Origin of the sequence: uncultured Streptomyces sp. (genome assembly GCF_947488945.1) — a bacterium.
GTDB lineage: Bacteria > Actinomycetota > Actinomycetes > Streptomycetales > Streptomycetaceae > Streptomyces.
Window position 1 is genome coordinate 307,063 of sequence record NZ_CANLBS010000001.1, and the last position, 21,018, is coordinate 328,080.

At 72.5% G+C, this 21,018-nt stretch carries 17 protein-coding genes; 10 read left to right on the forward strand and 7 right to left on the reverse strand.

Annotated elements, in window-relative coordinates:
* Positions 1–61: 61 nt before the first annotated feature.
* The 4 genes from Q0994_RS01255 (at position 62) to Q0994_RS01270 (ending at position 3,959) form a co-directional block, all read left to right on the forward strand.
* Positions 62–1,129 (forward strand): LLM class flavin-dependent oxidoreductase, encoded by a 1,068-nt coding sequence (locus tag Q0994_RS01255; protein WP_299527715.1) that lies wholly within the window; start codon positions 62–64, stop codon positions 1,127–1,129.
* Positions 1,130–1,182: 53 nt separating this feature from the next.
* Positions 1,183–2,097 carry an amino acid ABC transporter permease gene (locus Q0994_RS01260; protein ID WP_299527717.1) on the forward strand — a complete coding sequence of 305 codons (915 nt, stop codon included), beginning with the start codon at positions 1,183–1,185 and terminating at the stop codon, positions 2,095–2,097.
* Positions 2,098–2,165: 68 nt separating this feature from the next.
* Entirely contained in the window at positions 2,166–2,915 is a 750-nt protein-coding gene (locus Q0994_RS01265) for an amino acid ABC transporter ATP-binding protein (protein WP_299528129.1), read from the forward strand.
* Between the two features lie 87 nt (positions 2,916–3,002).
* Positions 3,003–3,959, forward strand: a complete 957-nt coding sequence (locus Q0994_RS01270; RefSeq protein WP_299527719.1) for an ABC transporter substrate-binding protein — start codon at positions 3,003–3,005, stop codon at positions 3,957–3,959.
* An 88-nt stretch (positions 3,960–4,047) separates the two neighbouring features.
* On the opposite strand, the gene Q0994_RS01275 is transcribed toward Q0994_RS01270, so the two are convergent.
* Positions 4,048–5,076, reverse strand: coding sequence for a ketoacyl-ACP synthase III family protein (locus Q0994_RS01275; RefSeq protein ID WP_299527720.1), 1,029 nt, complete (start codon positions 5,074–5,076; stop codon positions 4,048–4,050).
* Between the two features lie 295 nt (positions 5,077–5,371).
* Here Q0994_RS01275 and Q0994_RS01280 point away from each other — a divergent pair, with 295 nt between their 5' ends.
* The 4 genes from Q0994_RS01280 to Q0994_RS01295 all read left to right on the forward strand — a co-directional run bounded on the left by Q0994_RS01280 (position 5,372) and on the right by Q0994_RS01295 (position 9,306).
* Complete coding sequence (locus Q0994_RS01280; RefSeq protein ID WP_299527722.1) at positions 5,372–6,439, forward strand: acyltransferase domain-containing protein; 1,068 nt, start codon at positions 5,372–5,374, stop codon at positions 6,437–6,439.
* A 6-nt stretch (positions 6,440–6,445) separates the two neighbouring features.
* Entirely contained in the window at positions 6,446–7,714 is a 1,269-nt protein-coding gene (locus tag Q0994_RS01285; RefSeq protein ID WP_299527724.1) for a beta-ketoacyl synthase, read from the forward strand.
* Entirely contained in the window at positions 7,711–8,931 is a 1,221-nt protein-coding gene (locus Q0994_RS01290; protein WP_299527726.1) for a ketosynthase chain-length factor, read from the forward strand. Before Q0994_RS01285 ends, Q0994_RS01290 begins: the two co-directional genes overlap by 4 nt.
* Before the next feature lie 90 nt (positions 8,932–9,021).
* Positions 9,022–9,306 (forward strand): acyl carrier protein, encoded by a 285-nt coding sequence (locus Q0994_RS01295; RefSeq protein WP_299527728.1) that lies wholly within the window; start codon positions 9,022–9,024, stop codon positions 9,304–9,306.
* Positions 9,307–9,404: 98 nt separating this feature from the next.
* On the opposite strand, the gene Q0994_RS01300 is transcribed toward Q0994_RS01295, so the two are convergent.
* From Q0994_RS01300 to Q0994_RS01325, 6 genes are all read right to left on the reverse strand, one after another.
* A complete protein-coding gene (locus tag Q0994_RS01300; RefSeq protein WP_299527730.1) occupies positions 9,405–10,358 on the reverse strand; it encodes an aromatase/cyclase in 954 nt (317 codons plus the stop codon).
* Between the two features lie 117 nt (positions 10,359–10,475).
* Complete coding sequence (locus Q0994_RS01305; RefSeq protein WP_299527732.1) at positions 10,476–11,507, reverse strand: LacI family DNA-binding transcriptional regulator; 1,032 nt, start codon at positions 11,505–11,507, stop codon at positions 10,476–10,478.
* Between the two features lie 227 nt (positions 11,508–11,734).
* Positions 11,735–13,186, reverse strand: coding sequence for a GH1 family beta-glucosidase (locus Q0994_RS01310; RefSeq protein WP_299527734.1), 1,452 nt, complete (start codon positions 13,184–13,186; stop codon positions 11,735–11,737).
* 117 nt (positions 13,187–13,303) lie between these two features.
* On the reverse strand, positions 13,304–14,221 hold the full coding sequence (locus tag Q0994_RS01315; protein ID WP_299527736.1) for a carbohydrate ABC transporter permease: 918 nt from the start codon (positions 14,219–14,221) through the stop codon (positions 13,304–13,306).
* 18 nt (positions 14,222–14,239) lie between these two features.
* Entirely contained in the window at positions 14,240–15,238 is a 999-nt protein-coding gene (locus Q0994_RS01320; RefSeq protein ID WP_299527738.1) for a carbohydrate ABC transporter permease, read from the reverse strand.
* Between the two features lie 284 nt (positions 15,239–15,522).
* Positions 15,523–16,848: an ABC transporter substrate-binding protein gene (locus tag Q0994_RS01325; protein ID WP_299527740.1), complete on the reverse strand. Its 1,326-nt coding sequence runs from the start codon at positions 16,846–16,848 to the stop codon at positions 15,523–15,525.
* Between the two features lie 784 nt (positions 16,849–17,632).
* On the opposite strand from Q0994_RS01325, the gene aspT (Q0994_RS01330) reads away from it, so the two are divergent.
* Both aspT (Q0994_RS01330) and aspT (Q0994_RS01335) read left to right on the forward strand, forming a co-directional pair.
* Positions 17,633–19,309 (forward strand): aspartate-alanine antiporter, encoded by a 1,677-nt coding sequence (aspT, locus tag Q0994_RS01330; RefSeq protein ID WP_299527742.1) that lies wholly within the window; start codon positions 17,633–17,635, stop codon positions 19,307–19,309.
* A gap of 2 nt (positions 19,310–19,311) precedes the next feature.
* A complete protein-coding gene (gene aspT, locus Q0994_RS01335) occupies positions 19,312–21,015 on the forward strand; it encodes an aspartate-alanine antiporter (RefSeq protein WP_299527744.1) in 1,704 nt (567 codons plus the stop codon).
* Positions 21,016–21,018: the final 3 nt, after the last annotated feature.

A 21,018-nucleotide genomic window follows, 5' to 3' on the forward strand; every position in this document is an offset into this window, starting at 1 on the left:
CGCCGCCGGGCCGCGCACCACCAGACCTGTCCACCACCGCCAGCGTGACCGAGGGGCACCCATGAAGTTCGGCATCAACCTCTTTCCCACCGTCGGCCCGGCGGAGAAGTCCGCGGGCGCGCATTTCGAGGAGTCCCTGCGGCTCGCCGAACTCGCCGACGAGCTGGGCTTCCACCACGTCAAGACGGTGGAGCACTACTTCCACGAGTACGGCGGCTACAGCCCCGACCCGGTGACGTTCCTGGCGGCGGCCGCGGCACGGACCAGCCGGGTGCGGCTGGTGACGGGTGCGGTGCTGCCCGCCTTCAGCCACCCGCTGAAGCTGGCCGGGAAGCTCGCCATGCTCGACAACATCGCGCAGGGCCGGCTCGACGTCGGCTTCGGACGCGCCTTCCTGCCCGACGAGTTCGCGGCGTTCGAGGTCTCGATGGACGAGAGCCGGGCCCGTTTCGACGAGGGCGTCGAGGCGTGCCGCCGGCTGTGGAGCGAGGAGGACGTGGTCTGGGAGGGGCGGTTCCACCGCTTCGGCCCGGTCACGATGCTGCCCCGGCCGTGGCAGAGCCCGCATCCGCGCATCCTGGTCGCGACGGCGAAGACCCCGGCGTCCGCCGAAGCGGCGGGCCGTCAGGGGTACGGCGTGATGCTCGTGCCGTCCATCAACCCGCGCGAGCAGGTGCAGCAGACGATCGCGCTGTACCGGGACGCGGCCTCGGAGGCGGGCTTCAAGCCCACCGAGGAGGACATCCACATGAGTTACAACTGCTACCTAGCCGAGGACGCGGCCGAGGCGCGCGAGAAGGGCAAGAAGGCCCACGAGCGGGCCGGCCGCGCGATGGCCGCCGCCGTCGCGGCCTGGGCGGACACCCGCAGCGCGGACTACGCCGGCTACGAGAAGATCGTCGAGAAGGCCTCGGGCCGGGGCGACTTCGACCGCTCGGTGGCCTCCCGCAAGGCGCTGGTGGGCACCCCCTCCGAGGTCCGCGCCGCGATCGACGACATCCGCGGCTGGTTCGGCGACTTCACCATCAGCCTCCAGGTGATCTCCGGCGCCATGCCCTTCGAGGAGTCGGCCCGCACCATGCGCCTGTTCGCCGAGCACGTGCTGCCGCACTACGCCGACCCGTCCTGACCTCCGCGTCCCGCCGCGCCGCCGCCGACCAGTCCAGAGCCGAGGAGATGTCCATGACCGCGCCCACCGGGCCGGGTTCCGCGCGGACCGCGGGAGAGGTACGCGACCGGGAACGGGCGGAGCACGCGTCGGCGGGGGCCGCCGACGCCGCCCGCGCCCGGCCGCGGCCCCGGCCGCTGCGTCCCGTCGCCGCCGCGGCGGGGCTGCTGCTCCTCGCGATGGCCCTGCACGCGCTCGTCACCAACGACGCGTTCCGCTGGGACGTGGTCGGCCGCTACTTCACCGCCGACGCGGTGCTCTCCGGCCTGCTGACCACCTTGTGGCTGACCGCGGTGGCCTTCGTCCTGGGGTTCGTGCTCGGCACCGTGCTGGCGGTGATGCGTCTGTCGGGGCAGCCCATCCTGGTCTCGCTCAGCTGGGGCTACACCTGGCTGTTCCGCTCGGTGCCGATGCTGGTGCAACTGCTCTTCTGGTACAACATCTCGCTGCTCTACCCCCGGCTGTCCCTGGGCATCCCGTTCGGCCCCGCCGTCACGGAGTTCTCGACCGAGAGCCTGATCAGCGGGCTCACGGCGGCCGTGATCGGCCTGGTGCTGCACGAGGCGGGCCAGCTCGCCGAGATCGTGCGGGCCGGAATCCTGTCGGTGGACGAGGGGCAGACGGAGGCGGCCGAGGCCCTCGGGCTGGGGCGGGCGCGCATCTTCCTGCGCGTGGTGCTGCCGCAGGCGATGCCCGCCATCCTGCCGCCGGCCGGCAGCCAGATCATCGGGCTGCTCAAGGGCACCTCGATCGTCAGCGTCATCGCCGTCCAGGACCTGCTGTTCGCCACCCAGCTCATCTACAACCGCAACTACCTCGTCATCCCCCTGCTGCTCGTCGCCACCCTGTGGTACCTGCTGCTGACCTCGGCCCTGGGCGTCGTGCAGCACTTCGTCGAGCGCCACTACGGAGGTAAGACCCGCACATGAGCGAAGACGTGTACCGGGAGGGGACGCCCGTCCCGGATGCCGGGGACGGCGCCCTGCCGGAACCGCCCATGGTCGAACTGACCGCCGTGCGCAAGTCGTTCGGCGCGCAGCGGGTCCTGGACGGCATCTCGCTGACCGTGCCGCGCTCTTCGGTGACCTGCGTCATCGGCCCGTCCGGGTCCGGCAAGAGCACCCTGCTGCGCTGCGTCAACCGGCTGGAGCGGATCGACGGCGGGAGCGTCCGGGTCGACGGCGAACTGGTCGGCTACCGGCTGCGCGGCACCCGTCTGCACACGCTCGGACCGCGTGCCGTCGCCCGCCAACGGGCGCTCACCGGAATGGTGTTCCAGAACTTCCGGCTCTTCCCGCACATGAGCGTGCTCGACAACCTCGTCGAGGCGCCGGTGTCCGTGCTCGGCCTCGACCGCCGCGAAGCGGTGGCCCGAGCGCACGCCCTGCTCGACCAGGTCGGGCTGAGCGGCAAGGCCGCCGCCCGGCCGCGCACCCTCTCGGGCGGGGAGCAGCAGCGGGCCGCGATCGCCCGCGCCCTGGCGATGCGGCCGCGGGTCATGCTGTTCGACGAGCCGACGAGCGCCCTCGACCCCGAGCTGACCGGAGAGGTGCTGCGGGTGATCCGCGCCCTCGCCGACGACGGCATGACGATGATCATCGTGACGCACGAGATGCGCTTCGCCCACGGGATCGCCGACCGGATCGTCTTCATGGACGAGGGGCGGATCGTCGAGTCGGGGCCTCCCGAGGAGGTCCTGGACCGCCCGGCCAACCCGCGCACCGTGAAGTTCCTCGCCCACCACTGACCGCGTCCGGTTCCCCGGCCGCACCGTGCGGTCCGCGTCCGCGGCCCGCACCCGTCCGCCCACCCGCACCCCGTCCCGGAGGCTCCCATGCCGACCGTCCGTCCCTACCGCCACCGCTCCGCCCGCCGTACGCTGCTGTGTTCCGCGGCCGCGCTGACGCTCCCGCTCCTGCTCACGGGCTGCGGCGACGACGCCGGGGCGACGTCCGGCGAGGACGGCACCGCCCGCGCCTACGGCTCCGAGGACGTGGTCTCCTCGGTGTCCGAGGTGCCGTCCATCGCCGCTCTGGTGCCGGCGAAGATCCGCGACGGCGGAACGCTCCGCGTCGGCTCGGGCATCGGGGTGCCACCCGTCGCCTTCAGCCCCGAAGGGGGTGGTCCGCCCCGGGGCGTGGACATCGACGTCTCGGAGGCCGCGGCGCGGGTGCTCGGGCTCGAGGTCGACCGCAAGCACGTCAGCGGCGCGTCCCTGATCACCGGCCTCGAAGCGGGCCGTTACGACGTCGGCACCGCCAACCTGTCGGTGACCGAGGAGCGCAAGCAGGTGCTCGACTTCGTCCTGTACGTGACCGACGGCGCCGGCTTCGCGGTCCGCGAGGACGACCCGCTGAAGAAGGTCGGCGACCTGAGCCAACTCTGCGGCAAGAAGGTCGGCACCGGGGTCGGGTCCACCTTCGAGACCGATCTGCGGGCCGCCGCCGACGAGTGCGCCGCCGCCGGGAAGAAGCCGCTGACCGTCCTCACCTACCCGGACGCGGCCGGCCACTTCCTGGCGCTGCGCCAGAAGCACGTGGACGTGCTGATGACCACCTCCAGCGTCCTGCGGTACGCCGCCGAGGAACAGCCGGGGCTGCGGTACGTGAACGAGCTGGACCGCAAGAACGTCGGGCTGGCCCTGAAGAAGGGCTCCGGCCTCGCCGAGCCCCTCGCGCAGGCGGTCAACCACCTGATCGACGACGGTACCTACGCCCGCATCCTGAAGAAGTGGAACCTGGAGGCCGCCGCCGTGCCGGTCTCCGCGGTGAACCCGCCGGCCACGCCCTGACAACCGACGGCCCGCGGCCCGGTCGCGCCCGTGTGGCGCGCCGGGCCGCGGGCCGTCGGCCGGACGGCGGGGCAGCGGGGGGACGGCTTCAGCCGCTCCCGGCGGGCGTCTCCCCCAGCTCCAGCACCGCGCAGCTCCAGGTGAATCCGGCGCCCACACCGAACACCAGGCACCGTTCGCCGGGCCGGGTCCGGCCCGAGGCGGCCAGCGCCGCGAGTCCCGCGAACTGGTCGCCGGCGCCGAGGTGGCCGACGGTGCGCCCCCACGGCCAGGTCGTCCGCTCCTCCTCGATCCCCCAGCGCCGCAGGAACGTCGAGCGCAGCCGTCCCCGGCCGAAGTGCGGCAGCACGAACCAGGCCACGTCGTCCAGCGTGCAGTCCGCCTCGGTCAGCGCGCGCTTGAGCGCGTCGTCCTGGCCGGCGGTGATGCGCGCGACGCTGTAGGAGCGGCCGTGCTCGTCCACGAACGCCCGCTGGAGCAGGCCGAGATCGATGGGGGTGCGCTGCGAGAACGGCATGCGGCCGAAGGGGTCGGCGCCCCGGTGCATGCCTTCCAGGTCCGGGTCCGACACGGTCGCGAGCGCCCGCAGCCGGGCGAAGCCGCGCCCCCGCGCCAGGACGAGGGCGGTGCCCGCGTCCCCGTACACCGTGCCGGGGTCGCTGTTCCAGCGGTCGAAGCCGGGGGCGCCGAAGACGTCGCCGGTGGTGAGCAGCGCCGCTCCGCCGGAGCCCCCGGCGACGACACCGGCCGCCAGCTCCAGCGCGGCCATGCCGCCGTTGGAGAGCTGCCGGATCTCCACGGCGGGGCAGCGGTTGCCGAGCGCGTGGCGCTGGACGTAGGAGGCGGGCGCCCACAGGTCGTGGCCCTGGTACTGGACGGTGGCATGCAGCAGGAGGTCCACCTCGTCGGGGTGGACGCCGGAGCGGCGCAGCGCGGTGCGGGCGGCGCCGACGGCGAGTTCGGGTGCTGCCGAGCCGGTGGAGACGGCGACCGAGGTGATCCCGGAGCGCTCGGCGGTCCGTTCGTCGCACCGCCCCTCGCGCAGTTCCGCGGACACCGGGCTGATGTGCTCGGTGTGCAGCGCGGCGGCCGCGATGAACAGGTCGTCGTACCTCATGCCCGTGGCCTCCCCGACGCTTCGCCCCTGCGGTTCTCGCGGGCGCGCACCGCCGCCGGCCCCGGGGTGCCGGGACCGGCGGCAGAGTGCCGCTCGCGGCCGCCGGAACACGGATCGCGTTCTCCGGCGAGCCCCCACCGTCGGGCCCGGTGCTGGACGAGCGGTCCAGCGCGGCTGGAGGAGGCGCCCGGCCGCGCGGACCCGTTCGTCCAGCACCGGGGCCCGCCACCGCCGCCCCGTTGGACCCGTACTCCAGTCGGCGCGGCCAGCATCGGGCCCGACGAGAGGAGTTCCCGTGACCGCCCATCCCCTGCCCGTCGCCCTGCTCTTCCCCGGCCAGGGCGCGCAACAGCCCGGCATGGCAGCCGGGCTGTACGCCGCCCACGCCGGGTTCCGCCGCCGCATGGACGAGGTGCTCGAACAGTGGGCGGTGCGCGGCCACCCGCTGCGCGCCGACTGGCTGGCCGCCCGTCCGGGACCGGCGGCGGACGCACTGGACCACGCCCAGCCGCTGCTGTTCTCCGTCGGCTGGGCCCTCGGCCGGACCGTCCTCGACGCGGGGGTGCGCCCGGCCGCCCTGCTGGGGCACAGCGTCGGCGAGGTGGTCGCGGCCACCCTGGCCGGGGTGTTCACCCTCTCCGACGCGGTCGGGGTGATGGCCGACCGGATCGCCCGGCTGCGGGACGCTCCGGCCGGCGGGATGCTCGCGGTGGCGGCGTCCCCGGCCGAGGCCGCCGCCTACACCACGGACGAGGTGGTGGTCGGCGCGGTCAACGGGCCCCGCCAGTTGCTGCTGGCCGGTCCCGAGGCCGGGCTCGTGAAGGCCGAGGAGCGGCTGCGGGCCGACGGCTTCACCTGCCGCCGGGCACGGGCCCTCACTCCGTTCCACAGCCCGGTCCTGCTCGACGCGGCCATGACGGCGCTGCCCCGGCTCGCCGGACTCCCGCTGCGCGAGGCGGAGTTGCCCGTGCACTCGGCGTACACCGCGGCGCCGCTGGGAGCGGCCGACGCGCTGGACCCGGCGTTCTGGGCCCGGCAGCCGGCCGCGCCGGTGCTCTTCGGGCCGGCCCTGGACTCGCTGCTGGCCGGCGGGGACTTCGTCCTGGCGGAGGCCGGGCCCGGTCAGGGACTCACCGCGCTCGCGCGCCGGCACCCGGCGGTGGCCCGGGGCGGCTCGACGACCCTGCCCCTGCTGCCGGCCCGGCCCGGCGGCGGCCCCGCCGAGGCGGAACGTCTCACCGAGGCCCTCGGCCGGCTCGGCGCCGGGCACGGCCGGTCCAGAGCCACTGGACCGGCCCTCCAGAACGGCTCCGCAGATTCGGTGGGCAGGACCGGAGCGCCGGTCCCCACGGACGGCAAGTGAGGTGTCATGGACCGACGCACAGTCATCACCGGGATCGGCGCGGTCGCGCCGGGAGGAACAGGGGTCAAACAGTACTGGGACCTGCTCTCGACCGGCCGTACCGCGACGCGCACCATCTCCCTCTTCGACCCGTCGCCCTACCGGTCGCAGGTCGCGGCGGAGGTCGACCTCGACCCGGCGGCGGCCGGTCTGACCCGGCAGGAGGAGCGCAGGCTCGACCGGGCGGGGCAGTTCGCGCTGGTGGCCGCCCGGGAGGCGCTGGCGGACAGCGGGCTCGACGTGCACCCGTCCGACCCCGCGCGCACGGCCGTGTCGCTCGGCTGCGCGGTCGGCTGCACCACCTCCATGGAGGACGAGTACCGCGTCCTCAGCGACGACGGCGCCGCCTGGCTGGTGGACCCGGCCTATGCGGTGCCGCGGCTCTACGACCACTTCGTGCCCAGCTCCATGGCGGCGGAACTGGCGCGCGAGGCCGGGGCGCGCGGACCGGTCTCCCTGGTGTCGGACGGCTGCACCTCGGGGCTGGACGCCGTCGGGCACGCGGCCGACCTGATCCGCGAGGGCAGCGCCGACGTCGTCGTGGCGGGCGGCACCGACGCGCCCATCTCGCCGATCACCCTGGCGTGCTTCGACGCGATCAAGGCGACCACCCCGCGCAACGACGACCCCGCGCACGCGTCCAGGCCGTTCGACAACACCCGCAACGGGCTGGTGCTGGGCGAGGGCGGGGCGGTGCTGATCCTGGAGGAGCTGTCGCACGCCCGCCGCCGGGGCGCCCGGATCTACGCCGAGGTCGCCGGATTCGGCACCCGCAGCAACGCGTACCACATGACCGGACTGCGGTCCGACGGCGCGGAGATGGCCGAGGCCATCCGGCTCGCGCTGGCGGAGGCCCGGCTGTCGCCCGACGCCGTCGACTACGTCAACGCGCACGGCTCCAGCACCCGGCAGAACGACCGCCACGAGACCGCCGCCTTCAAGACCTCGCTCGGGGACCACGCCCGCCGGGTGCCGGTGAGTTCCGTGAAGTCCATGATCGGGCACTCGCTCGGCGCGATCGGCGCCCTGGAACTGGTCGCCTGCGTACTGGCCATGGAGTACGGCCTGATCCCGCCCACCGCCAACCTGCACGAGCCCGATCCGCTCTGCGACCTGGACTACGTCCCGCTCGTGGCGCGGGAGGCACGGGTGGACTCCGTGCTGAGCGTCGGCAGCGGCTTCGGCGGCTTCCAGAGCGCCGTGGTGCTCGCCCGACCCGAGAGGACCGCCGCATGAACGCCCACGCACCCGCCATCACCGGGATCGGGGTGGCGGCGCCCACCGGACTGGGGACCGCGGCCCATTGGTCGGCGACGGTGGCGGGCCGCACCGGCATCGCGCCGCTGACCCGTTTCGACGCCTCGCCCTACCCGGTGTCGCTGGCCGGAGAGGTACCCGGCTTCGAGGCGTCCGCGCACATCCCGAGCCGGCTGCTCCCGCAGACCGACCACATGACCCGGCTCGCCCTGTACGCGGCCGACGAGGCGCTGCGCGACAGCGGGCTCGACCCGGCCACCCTCCCGCCGTACGCGGCGGGCGTGGCCTCCGCCTCCTCGATGGGCGGCTTCGAGTTCGGCCAGCGGGAACTGCAGAACCTCTGGAGCAAGGGCGGCCAGTTCGTCAGCGCGTACCAGTCGTTCGCCTGGTTCTACGCGGTGAACACCGGCCAGATCTCCATCCGGCACGGTCTGCGCGGGCCGAGCAGCGCCGTCGTCTCCGACCAGGCGGGCGGCCTCGACGCCCTCGGCCACGCCCGCAGGCAACTGCGCAAGGGCACACGCGTGATGCTGGCGGGCGGGGTGGACGGCGCGCTCTGCCCGCTGGGGCTGGTGGGCCAGCTCGCCTCCGGCCGGCTGACCGGCGGGGACGACCCCGCCACCGCCTACCGCCCGTTCGACTCCGGGGCCGACGGCCACGTGCCCGGCGAGGGCGGCGCCTACGTCGTCCTGGAGGACCCGGAGTCGGCGCGCGAGCGCGGGGCACGCGTGCACGGGCTGCTCACCGGTTACGCGGCGACCTTCGACCCCGATCCGGACGCGCCGGACGCCGACGGCCTGGAGCGCGCCGCCCGCGGCGCGCTGAAGGACGCCGGCATCCGGCCCGAGGAGGTGGCCGTCGTCTTCGCGGACGCCGCCGGCGTTCCGGCCGCGGACCGCGCGGAGGCCGCCGCGCTGGCCGCCGTCTTCGGCCCGGCCGGGGTCCCGGTCGCGGTCCCGAAGGCCCTGACCGGGCGGCTCTGCGCGGGCGGAGCGGCCCTGGACGTGGCGTCCGCGCTGCTCTGCCTGAGGGACGGCAGCATTCCGCCCGCGGTGTACGAGGTGACCGTGCCGGACGAGTTCCCGCTCGACCTGGTCGTCGGCACGGCCCGGCCGCTGAACGGCGGCAGCGCCCTCGTCCTCGCGCGCGGCGAGGGCGGCTTCAACGCCGCGGCCGTCGTCTCCCCGGCCCCCTGACCCCGGCGGCCGGTGCGGCGGAGCACCGGCCGCCCGCCCCGGCGCGCCGCCGCCCGGCGGACGCCGTCCACGAACAGGAAGGACACTGCCATGAGTACGACCGAGACCACTACGACGGAGACCACCCGGCTGAGCCAGGAGGAGTTCGCCCGCATCCTGCGTGAGGCGGCGGGCGAGGACGAGGGCGTCGACCTGTCCGGAGACATCGCCGACGTGCCCTTCACCGACCTGGGCTACGACTCGCTCGCCCTGCTGGAGGTCGGCAGCCGCATCACGCGCGACTTCGGGATCTCGCTGCCGGACGAGGAACTGGACGAGGTGGAGACGCCGCGCGCCTTCGTCGACCTGGTCAACCGCGAGCTGGCCGCACGCTGAACACGGCCGCACGGCCCGCGGGCCGTGCGGCCGGCACACACGGGGAACGGGGTCCGGGGCGATGCGCCCCGGACCCCGTCGTCGTGCCGCGCTCCGCGTCAGGACGGGACGGCGGCGCCCTCCGCGTAGGCCTTGGCGAGGTTCAGCGTGGCGGTGCTGTTGGTGCCCAGCGAGGTCCGCACCAGGCGGCGGGCGTCCTCCAGGACGGCCTGTTCGCCGAGGAGTTCCCGGACCCGGTCGGGCCGCAGCACCACGGTGTGGTGCGAGACCGCTCGCACCCCGTCGCCGGTGGGGACGACCGTCCAGCGGCCGGTGTGCGCGGCCATCAGGGCCGGTACCTCCGTCTGCTTGTAGACCAGCCGGTCGGGGCCGAAGGAGACCCGCACCGAGCGCGTCGTGTGCACGGAGCCGTCGGCCGCCCGGGTGTCCATCTCCACCGTCTGCACGTCGGGGGCGGGTTCGGTGAGGACGAGCCGGGAGACGTGCGGCAGCCGCTCCTCCCAGCGGTCCGCGCGCAGCAGGAAGTCGTAGACGTCCTGCCCGCTTCCCGCGATGTCCACGGCGTCCTCGAAGGAGAGCAGCACGCCGGGCTCCCGGGCGAACGACTCGGCGGCCCGCTTGAGGGCCGCCAGTTCCGACTCGCTGTTGGTGTCGACGGCCCGCGAGACCCACTCCAGGGCCTCCGCGTCGTCGTCCACCACCCGGAAGTCGTGCAGCAGCGTGACCGAGGTCCTGCCCTCACCGGCGGGCTCGATGATCCACTCGCCGCCCATGGCCGCCACCGGGTGGGCCGACACCTCCTGACGGAACGTCACCCGGTGCCCCTCGGGGTCGAGTTCGCGGCGCGAGGTCCAGTCGCGCACGACCCCGTTGGCGAACGCCCAGATGTGCAGCCGCTCCCGTCGGTCGTCGCCCTCGGTCCGGTCCACGTGGACGGTGGGCGGGAAGATGTGCGGCCAGTTCTCCGCCTCCGCGACGATCCGGTACACCGCCCCGGCGCTCGCCTCGACCTCGGTGCTGTGCCGCGTCCTGTGGACGGCGTTATCCGACATGGGACCTGCCCCTTCCGCATACGTCGATGACCCCCTCGCGGGGTAGGGGCAGCGTGCGGCCGGTCCCTCCAGCGGGACTGGAGTGACGCTGGACGCGGGGCGGGGCGGCGCCCGGCGTCACGAGGAGTCGCGGACCACCAGCTCCGTCGGCAGCACGATGTGGCGGCCGTCCACGGAGGGCTCGGAGATCTCCTGGAGCAGGACCGTGGCCATCGCCCGGCCCATGTCCGCGATCGGCTGCCGCACGCTGGTGAGCGCCGGTTCCATGTGCCGGGCGACCACCGAGTCGTCGAAGCCGATCAGCGCCACGTCGTCGGGGATGCGGCGGCCCGCCTCGCGCAGTACGTGCCGGGCGCCGGCCGCCATGACGTCGGAGGCGGCGAAGACCGCGTCGATGTCCGGGTGGCGTTCCAGCAGCTCGCGCATGGCCCGCGCGCCGCCCTCCTCGGTGAAGTCGGCGGGCGCGATGAGGCGTTCGTCGGGCGCCAGGCCCGCGTCGGCGACCGCCCGGCGGTAGCCGTCCAGGCGGCGCTGGGCGCCGTACACGTCCAGCCGGCCGGTGATCGTCGCGATGGTGCGGCGGCCCCGGGCCACCAGGTGCCCGACGGCGCCTCGGGCGCCCTCGAAGTTGTCGGAGTCGACCGACGCGAGCGACTCGACGGCGCTCCGCGGGCCGCTGATCACGCAGGGCATGCCGAGCTGCTCCAGGAGTTCCGGCAGCGGGTCGTCGGCGTGCACCGAGACCAGCAGGACGCCGTCGACGCGGTGCGCGGTGAGGTACTGGGCCAGCCTGCGGCGCTCCCGGTCGTTGCCCGCGAGGGTGAGCAGCAACTGCATGTCGGTGTCGGCCAGGGCCTCCCCCACGCCGCGCACGATGTCGGAGAAGTACGGCTCCGCGAAGAAGCGGGCCTCCGGCTCGGGCACGACCAGCGCGATGGAGTCGGTGCGGTTGCCCGCGAGGGCGCGGGCCGCGCGGTTGGGCACGTACCCCAGTTCGGCGATGGCGGCCTCGACCACCTCGCGGGTCTGGTCGCTCACGCGCGGGGAGCCGTTGATGACGCGGGAGACCGTGCCCCGGCCGACTCCGGCCCGGACCGCGACCTCTTCCAGCGTGGGCCGACCGCCGCCCCGCACACGTGCCGTCACCATGGCCGCCTCCCGTTCGCCGTCAACTTCTCACAGTCGCCCATTCAAGCCAAGTCGTTCCACCGGATCGCTCGGCACCGGCCCGGACCCGAAGGCGTGACCGGCGGATTCTGTGAGGTACCGCCCCTTGGGAGCGCTCCCAATGCTACGGGACGGGCCCCGGAACGCCGAGGTCCGGCCACGCGGACGCGTGACCGGACCTCTCTGTGTCCCGGGGGTGCGACGGGGGCTCAGGCCTCCGGCAGGCCGTGCCGGCGGATGACGTCGGCGTACCAGTGGGCGCTCGCCTTGGGGATGCGGGTCTGCGTGGCGTAGTCGACGTAGACGGCGCCGAACCGCTTGCCGTAGCCGTACGCCCACTCGAAGTTGTCCATCAGCGACCACAGGAAGTAGCCCCGGACGTCGGCGCCGTCGGCCACCGCCCGCCGGACCGCGTCGAGGTGGCCGTGCAGGTAGGCGATCCGCTCGGGGTCCTCGACGCGGCCCTCGGGCGAGACGTAGTCGTCGAAGGCGGCGCCGTTCTCGGTCACCATCAGCGGCAGGCCCGGGTGTTCGCGCGCGGTGTCCATCAGCAGGTTGTACAGGCCGTTCGGGTCGACGGACCAGTTCATGGCCGTGACCGGCTTGCCCTCGGCCAGGTGGAAGACGACGTTCTCGGCGCCGGGCCACGGCGAGTGCGCGCTGTTGCCGTGTCCGTCGTGGCCGGTGTCGCCGGCGCCCTCGACGGCCGCGCTGACCAGCGTGGGCGTGTAGTAGTTGATGCCGAGCACGTCGATGGGGGCCGCGATCTCGGCCAGGTCGCCGTCCTTGACCAGCGTCGACCAGTCCACCAGGTGGCGGGTGTCGGCGATCAGGTCCTCGGGGTAGGCGCCGTGCAGCATCGGCCCGGTGAAGACCCGGTTGCCGACGGCGTCGATGCGGCGGGCCGCGTCCACGTCCGCCGGGTCGGCGGTCAGCGGGCGGACCTGGTGGAGGTTGAGGGTGACCGAGGTCTGCGCACTGGCGGGGAGTTGAGCGCGCAGAGCCCCGATCGCCCGTCCGTGGGCGAGGTTGAGATGGTGGGCCGCCCGGAGCGAGGAGGCCGGCTCGGTGCGGCCGGGGGCGTGGACGCCCGAGGCGTAGCCGAGATAGGCCGAGCACCAGGGCTCGTTGAGGGTGGTCCACAGGCCGACGCGGTCGCCGAGGGCGCCGGCCATGATCTCCGCGTAGTCCGCGAACCGCTCGGCGGTGGCACGCTCGGGCCAGCCGCCCGCGTCCTCCAGCTCCTGCGGGAGATCCCAGTGGTAGAGGGTGGCGACGGGCGTGATGCCCGCTTCGAGCAGCTCGTCGACGAGGCGGCGGTAGAAGTCGAGGCCGCGCTCCACGGCGGGGCCGCGTCCGGTGGGCTGTACGCGGGACCAGGAGATGGAGAACCGGTAGGCGCCGAGGCCGAGTTCCTTCATCAGGGCCACGTCGTCGCGGTAGCGGTGGTAGTGGTCGGCGGCGATGTCGCCGGTGTCGCCGTTGCGGACCTTGCCCGGGGTGCGGGAGAAGGTGTCCCAGATCGACGGGGTGCGGCCGTCCTCGGCGGCGGCCCCCTCCACCTGGTAGGCGGCGGTGGCCGCGCCCCACACGAAACCGGCCGGGAAACCCGTGGTCGCGGGGGACGCCTTCGGGGCGATGTCAGGGCGTACAGCTGTCATTGCGGGAGCGCTCCCATGGGTGGTGTGGCACAGGGGGGAAGGTTCCGGGCCCGCGCGGACCGGTGGGGTCCGCGCGGGGCCGGCGGGTGGAGCGGGTGGGTCACGGAGCGGCCGGACTCAGCCCTTGACCGCGCCGGACATGATGCCGCCGACGATCTGCTTGCCGAAGATCACGAAGACCACGAGCAGGGGGAGCGTGCTGATCAGGGCGCCGGCCATGACGATGGACTGGTCCGGCGTGTACGAGGCGCTGAGCTGACCGAGCGCCACCTGGATCGTGGGGTTCTGCTGGTTGAGCGCGAGGTACGGCCAGAAGAAGTCGTTCCACGCCTGGACGAAGGTGAGCATCCCGAGCACCATCATCGCGGGCCGGGCCACCGGGAGCACCACGCTGAGCACGATGCGGAAGTTGCTCGCGCCGTCGATCTTGGCGGCCTCGATCAGCTCGTACGGAAGCGCCTCCAGCAGGTACTGCCGCATGAAGAAGACACCGAACGCGCTGACCAGGGTCGGGAAGATCACCGACTCCAGCTTTCCGCCCCAGCCGATGTCCGACATCATCATGAACAGCGGCACGACGCTGAGCTGCGGCGGGATGGTCAGGGTGGCGATGACGGCGGTCATCAGCCAACCGCGGCCCTTGAAGCGCATCTTGGCGAAGGCGTAGCCCGCCAGGGTGCAGAAGAACAGGGTCGCGGCGGTGATCGACGCCGAGACGATGACGGTGTTGACGATGGCCTTGCCGAGGTTGGCGCCTTCCCAGGCGGCCTGCAGGTTGTGCCAGAGCCGGCCGCCCGGCAGGAACGGCGGCGTGGTGGCCAGGACCTCGTCCTGGGTGTGGGAGGCGGCGACGAGGGTCCAGTACAGCGGCAGGATCGACCCGATGCCGATGACGATCAGCGCGATGTACGCGAAGGGGCCGGCCTTGTGGGTCTCGCCGGCGCCCATCTTGAGGCGGCCGCGGCGCGGGGCGCGGCGGTCCGGCTTCGGTCGCTCGGGGGCGGAGACCTGGACGGGGGTGCTGGTGATGGTCATGAGAGGTATCGCTCCCGGTCAGGCCGCGGAACGGCGTACGAAGCGGCCGACGATCCAGTTGATCAGCGCGATGGCCAGCAGGAGGGCGAGCATGGCCCAGGCCACGGCGGCGGACATGCCGAGGTGTCCCAGGTTCCAGCCGTAGTTGTAGAGGTAGATGCTCAGCGTCTCGTACTGGTTCTCGGTGCCTCCGGTGGCGCCGATGGTGCCGCCCTCCAGGAGCAGCGGCTCTCCGAACAGCTGCATGGAGCCGATGGTGGAGATGACGATCGTGAAGAGGATCGTCGGCCGCAGCGAGGGGATGGTCACCTTGAGGAACTGCTGCCAGCGGGAGGCCCCGTCGAGCGAGGCGGCCTCGTAGAGGTCGGCCGGGACGGCCTGCATCGCGGCCAGGTAGATCAGCGCGTTGTAGCCGGTCCAGCGCCAGATCACGATGACCGAGATGGCGACCTTCGACGTCCAGTGGCCGTTGGCCCAGTTGGTCTCGCCGAGGCCGATGAAGTCCAGGGCCCAGTTGAGCAGTCCGCCGTCGGCCCGGAAGACCAGGGCGAAGACGAGGGCCGCGGTGGCGACCGAGGTCGCGTAGGGCGTGAGGATCACCGTGCGCCAGAAGGTGCTGGCACGCAGCTTGTAGTTCAGCAGGTGGGCCAGTCCCAGCGCCACGAGGAGCTGCGGGACGGTGGAGAACACACCGATCAGGAACGTGTTGGTGACGGCGGTCCAGAACTCGGAGTCCTGGAGGATCTTCGAGAAGTTCTCGAAGCCGACCCATTCCATCTGGTCCATGCCGGTCATCTCGACCCGGTGGAGGGCGATCCACCCGGTGTAAATGAGCGGGTAGAGCCCGAAGGCCCCGAAGACCAGGAAGAACGGGGCGATGTACGCGTACGGGGACGCCTTGTCGTCGAACCGCCACAGCCGGCGCCGCCAGGTCTGCCGGCTGCTCACCGGCTGCTGCTGTCGGGGACCGCGGGGTGGCGGGACGTAGGTGTCCCGGGTGGGGGTCTTGGTTACCACGAGCGGGAGTCCTTCCCTGGGTGCGCCGGTGGGCGGCGCTTCGATCGGTACCGGGCCGGTCCGCAGCCGGGGGCCGCGCGTCCCGGTGCGGTGCGGAGCGGTGCCGGTCGGGTGGGGCGGGGTGGGCGGAGCCGCTCGCGCCGGGGCCGGCCCGTGCGGGCCGGCGTGTCGAGCGGGGTGGTGCGGTCCGCGCGGGGACGACGGACCGGTGGCGCGCGCCCCGGGGCGGGGGGCGCGCGCCGAGGCGGTGCGCACGGCCGGTGGGCCCTGCGCACCGCCGGGGATCAGCCGATCACCTTGTCGATGGCCTTGGTGGCCGCGTCCCAGGCGTCGTCGGGGTCGGTGCCCCGCTGCTCCATGTTGTTGATCTGGGTGGAGATGGTGTCCTTGATGGTCGCGTCCTTCGGGCCGAGGACGGCCTCGGGGATGGACTTGGCCTCACCGGCGTAGATCTCGCCGATGGGGGCGTCGTTGAAGTACGGCAGCTTGGCGTCCTTGACGCCCGGCAGGTCGTACGCGCCCGTGTTGGACGGGAAGGAGCCGATCGCCTTGAAGACGGCGGCCTGCTGCTCGGGGGCGGTCAGCCAGGCGACGAGCTTGATGGCCTCGTCGACGTTCTTGCCGGAACTCGGGACGCCGAGGAAGGAGCCGCCCCAGTTGGCGGACGAGGAACCGGGCGCGCTGGTGATGTCCCACTTGCCCTTGTTGCCCTCACCGGCGTTGACCGAGATCTGGCCGGCCATCCACGCCGGGCAGGCGACGGTGGCGATGGTGCCCTTGCGCAGCGCGGCGGCCCACGGGTCGCTGAACTGGGCGAGGCCCTGGGTCAGCTTCTTGTCGGCGGCCTCGGCGGACAGCTTCCAGCCCTGCTTGACGCTGGCGCTGTCCTTGTAGATCGCGTTGCCGTCCTCGTCGTAGTACTGCTTCGCGTTCGAGCTGACGATGGCGTTGAACATCGCGCTGGCGGAGTCCATGAAGAAGGTGCCCGCGGGGGCCTTCTTCTTGTACTGCTCACCGAGCTTGAGGTAGTCCTCCCAGCCGCCCTCGACGAGCTTGGCGACCTCGGCGCGGTCGGTCGGCAGACCGGCCTTCTTGAACAGCTCCGAGTTGAAGCAGAGCGACATCGGACCGATGTCGGTGCCGGCGCCGATCAGCGCACCGCTCGCGGTCGTGGCCTGCTTGGCCTTCCAGGACACGAAGTCGCCGGCGTTGATGACCTTGCTCAGGTCGGCGAACTGGTCGGCCTTGGTGTCGGTCAGCTCCTTGATGCGGCCGACCTCCAGACCCTGGACGTCCGCCAGGCCGCTGCCCGAGTTCAGCTGCTGGAGCAGCTTCGGGTAGTAGACCTTCTCGTCGGCCGTGGTGTCTTCCTTGACCGTGATGTTCGGGTGGAGCTCGTGGTACTTCGCGAAGAGCCCCGCCTCCTTGTACCCGAACTGGCCGAAGTCGGCGACGGTCAGCGTGATGTTGCCGTTGGCGTCCTTGCTGCTGCCCTCGTCCTCCGACGAGTCGCTGCAGCCGGTGAGCAACAGGGCGGTGGCCGTGAGGCCAGTGGTGGCCACGATCGCGGCTCTACGGCGTCGACCTGCGACGTTGCGGGTGATGCGCATTCCACTACTCCTATTTCCAGGGCGTGACTGGCGTTCTTCTCACTGCGTGACCCGAGGCGCTCGTGAGGGCTGCGCCAGGTGTTACTGGGGAGGCACGGGCACGGTGCCGTTCGCACGAGATCCCCGCACCGTGATGTGGGAGCGCTCCCATGCGCCGATGTCGGAAGGTTGCTGCCTGCGGACGCGGGTGTCAAGACTTGAAGACGCTTCCGTTGCGCGAGCGTGTCCGGCAAGTCACGAGACCGTGTCCGGCACAGGGGTTGCCAAGCCGCACTTCCGGCAGGTCGCCTCCTCCGGCCGGACACATCACCGCAGTTGGGAGGCGTGCGGGCCGGTCGAGGGCGGGCCGATAAACGGAATCAGCGCCGCCACTTGCGGGTTGGCCCGTTGGCCGGTTTTCTCCCGCCCAACTCCCCCGCCACCCCCGGAAGGTGAACGTGCGGTGACGCGATCGGGCCCCGGAAGACCCCCTGCGACGGAGTGCGCGTTCTTTCCTCGAAAGCGCTTCGACGAACACACCGGTCCGCCGCCCCACACACCGCCCGCCCCGGAGATCCCGTGCGCCTCACCGGCGACGACCGCCCGCCCGACCCGCGCCCACGTCACCCGCACCGCCGCCCGCCCCGCCCGCACCGACCCCACCACCGCCGCCGCCCGCACCGACCCCACCGCCCGCACCCCGTTGCGCCGTTCGCGCGACGAGGTGCCACCCGTTCGCGGCCCTGTTAATTTCTCCCTTATGTCCCCCTTGATCTCTCCACCGACGCAACGGAACTGAGGCGGCATGGGTGTCCTGCGCGACCATCCCGAGCTCGCCCTGTTCCTCTGTCTGGCCGCCGGTTACCTCGTCGGAAAGCTGCGGATCGGGCCGATCACCCTGGGCGGCATCTGCGGGACGCTGATCGTCTCGCTGCTGCTCGGCACCCGGCACATCAGCGTCGACGACGACGTCAAAACGGTCTTCTTCGCCCTGTTCATCTTCTCGCTGGGATACATGGCGGGCCCGCAGTTCTTCGCCAACCTCAACCGCGGCAGCCTGCGCTTCTTCGCCCTCTGCCTGATCGAGCTCGTCTGCGTCCTCTCCATCGCCTACGGACTGGCCAAGGCCTTCGACCTGGACGTCGGCACGGCGGCCGGCATCCTGGCCGGCGCGGCCACCGAGTCCGCGGTGGTCGGCACCGCCTCGGAGTCGATCGCCAAACTCGGCGGGCTGACCGCCGAGCAGGTCTCCCAGTACCAGGGGCACGTCGCCACCGCGTACACGGTCTGCTACCTCTTCGGCCTGATCACCATCGTGCTGTACACCAGCCAGATCATGCCGATGCTGCTGCGCATCAACCTCGCCGAGGCCTCCCGGCAGCTGTGGGACAAGATGCGCGGCGGCTCGGCCGGGCTGGAGTCCGACGAGCGCGAGGCCCTGCCGGGCACGGTGGGACGCACCTACCTCGTCACGCTGGCCGACGGGCGTACGGTCGGCGAGCTGGAGGACGCGCTCGGCGGCCGGATCACCGTCGAGGGCGTCAAACGCGGCAGCAGACTGCTGACCCCCTCCCGCGGCCTGGAGCTGACGCTCAGCGACCTGATCCAGGTGGTGGGCCGGCGGGCGGCCATCATCGAGGCGGGCCGGGAGATCGGGCCCGAGACACCCGCGGTGCCCGGCCTGGACACCCCCCTCGCCACCAGCCAGGTGGCGGTCACCGAGAAATCCACCCACGGGGCGACGATCGACCGGCTGGAGAAGACCCACCCCGAGTTCCGCGAGGACGGGGTCTACATCACCGACGTCGTCCGCAACGACCAGCACCTCCCCGCCAGCGGCGAGACCACGCTCTACCGCGGGGACGTGCTCACCCTGGTCGGCGCCCGCAACGGGCTCAACAAGGTGGTCGCCAAGCTCGGCGCCGTGGTCAGGAACGACGCGACGGACTTCATCTACCTCGGCCTCGGCATCGTCGCCGGCTCCCTGCTCGGCCAGGTCGTCGTCCACGCCGGCGACATCCCGCTGTCGCTGGGGACCGGCGGCGGCTGCCTGATCTCCGGGCTGCTGTTCGGCTGGTTCCGCTCCCGCAGGCAGACCTTCGGAGCGTTCCCGCCGCAGGCCGCGACCACCCTGAAGGACATGGGGCTGGCGGTCTTCATCGCCTGCACCGGCCTGGCCGCCGGCCCGCAGGCCTGGCCCCTGCTCAAGCAGTACGGCGCGCTGCTGCCGTTCGCCGGCATCGCCATGGTGCTGGTCCCGGCGACGATCTCACTGATCGTGGGCCGCAAGCTGCTGAAGATCGAGAAGCCGCTGCTGATCGGCGCGATCGCGGGCCAGCAGTGCTCGACGCCCGCGATCACCTCCATCACCCAGGTGGCGCAGAGCTCCGTGCCGCTCCTCGGCTACACCATCACGTACACCCTGTCGAACTTCCTGCTGCCGCTCACCGGCCCGATCCTCGTCGGCATCCTGGGGGCCTGATCATGATCGACTTCCTGAACCGCAACGTGTTCCAGCCCCACCCCGAGCTGCTCGTCTTCCTGGTCGTCGCGCTCGGCTTCCTGGTGGGCAAAATCCGCTACCGGACCATCGCGCTGGGCGCGGTGACCGGGTGCCTGGTGGCGGGGCTCGTGCTCGGCGCGCAGTTCGAGATCCAGGTCGACGACACGGTGAAGAACCTGTTCTTCATCATGTTCCTGTTCGCGCTGGGCTACCGGGTCGGCCCGCAGTTCTTCCGCGGGCTGCGGAAGGACGGCCTCCCGCAGGTCGTCAACGCGGTGGTGGTCTGCGTGACGGGCCTGCTCGTCTCGTGGCTCTTCGCCTCGCTGCTCGGTTACGGCCCCGGGCTCGGCGCGGGCCTGATGAGCGGGGCCCTCACCCAGTCGGCGGCCATCGGCGTCGCCCAGGACGCGATCGGCACCCTGCCGGGCCTCTCCCCCTCCGAGGCCAAGTCGCAGCAGAACCTCGTCGCCGTCGGGTACGCGGTCACCTATCCGCTCGGCACGATCCTGTGCGCCATGCTGCTGGCCAACGTGCTGCCCCGCCTCTACCGGCGCGACCTGGCGGCGGAGAGCGCGGTGCTCGCCGCCGAACTGGACGCGCCCGACGAGAACCCCGACGAGGGCGAGGGGTACTACGAAGTGGTGCTGCGGGCCTACCGCGTGGACCGCCCGGATCTGGTGGGCCGTTCCGTCGAGGACGTCGAACGGCAGCAGCGTGAGCTCGGCCGCCGGATCTACCTCACCGCGGTCCGCCGCGACGGCTCCGTGCTGGAGCCCTCCCAGTCGCGGGTCCTGGAGCGGGGCGACACGGTCGCGGTGAGCGCGCTCCGCCACGACCTGGTCGACTTCGACCCGCGCACCCACGTGGGGCCCGAGACGGACGACGTGGAGCTGCTCGGGTACCGCACCGAGACGCTGCACGTCGTCGCCTCCGAGAAGGCGCAGCTCGGCCGCACCATCGAGCAGGTGCGCCGTGAGCCCTTCATGACGGGCGTGTACATCGACAAGCTGTACCGGGCCGGCGCGGAGTACCCCTACCGGCTGTCCACGAAGGTGGAGCGCGGCGACACCCTGGTGCTGACCGGGCCGGAGCGACTGGTGGGACCGGCCGGGAAAGAGCTTGGGAAGCCGGTGCCGACCAGTTTCGCCACCGACATGATCTGGGTGGGGCTCGGCATCTTCCTGGGCGGCTGCATCGGCATCCCGGCGCTCACCGCGGGCGGGGTGCCGATCTCCCTCTCCACCTCCGGCGGCGGGCTGATCATGGGCCTGGTCTTCGGCTGGATCCGCGGCAAGTACCCGACGTACGGGAACGTCCCGCCGGGCGCCCAGTGGTTCATGGACACGCTGGGGCTCTGCCTCTTCGTCGCGGTCGTCGGCATCAACGCGGGGCCGAGTTTCACCAGCGGTCTCTCCGAGGCGGGCTGGGGGCTGCTGCTGCTCGGCGCGGTGCTGACGGTCGTGCCGCTGCTCGTGGGCTTCCTGGTCGGCCACCACGTCCAGAAGATCAAGTTCCCCGTGCTGATGGGCGTGCTGGCCGGCGGGCAGACCACCACCGCGGCGATCGGCGCGGTCAACGAGACCTCCAAGTCCCAGATCCCGACGCTCGGTTACACCATCCCCTACGCCGTCGGGAACGTCCTGCTGACGGTGTGGGGCGCCGTCATCGTCATCCTCAACCACTGAACC